Origin of the sequence: Alkalibacterium indicireducens, assembly GCF_039522005.1 — a bacterium.
Classification (GTDB): domain Bacteria; phylum Bacillota; class Bacilli; order Lactobacillales; family Carnobacteriaceae_A; genus Alkalibacterium; species Alkalibacterium indicireducens.
The window spans coordinates 4,943-5,272 of sequence record NZ_BAAADA010000091.1; the positions used below are offsets into that span (position 1 = coordinate 4,943).

Here is a 330-nt window from a genome sequence, read left to right on the forward strand (position 1 = left end):
TTTCATCAAATGAATGACTGTATAGGCAATACAACTCATCATCATGCGAGCCTGATTCGCAAGAAACGTTGAACTATCGGTCTTGTCGAAGGAAAAACCATGTTTGATTTCTTTGATATAATTTTCCATTGTTCCTCTCTTTTGGTAGAGCTTGTACACTGTTTGGGCAGGTATATCAACGAAATTTGATACGATAAACTCAAACGTCGTAAATAAGAGTTCGCCAGCTTCTCGAGTGGCCTTTACAGTTACTTTACGACCCGTTTCCCAAGATTTAGCTTGATAATCAATCTTGAAATACTGTGATTCTTTATGTGTAAAGTCTGTATC

The 330-nt window shown here is 37.3% G+C and carries 1 protein-coding gene; it reads right to left on the minus strand.

Annotation, left to right across the window (positions count from 1 at the left end):
• A partial coding sequence (locus tag ABFX15_RS12175) for a transposase (protein WP_428830606.1) occupies positions 1 to 330 on the minus strand: 330 nt, incomplete at both ends.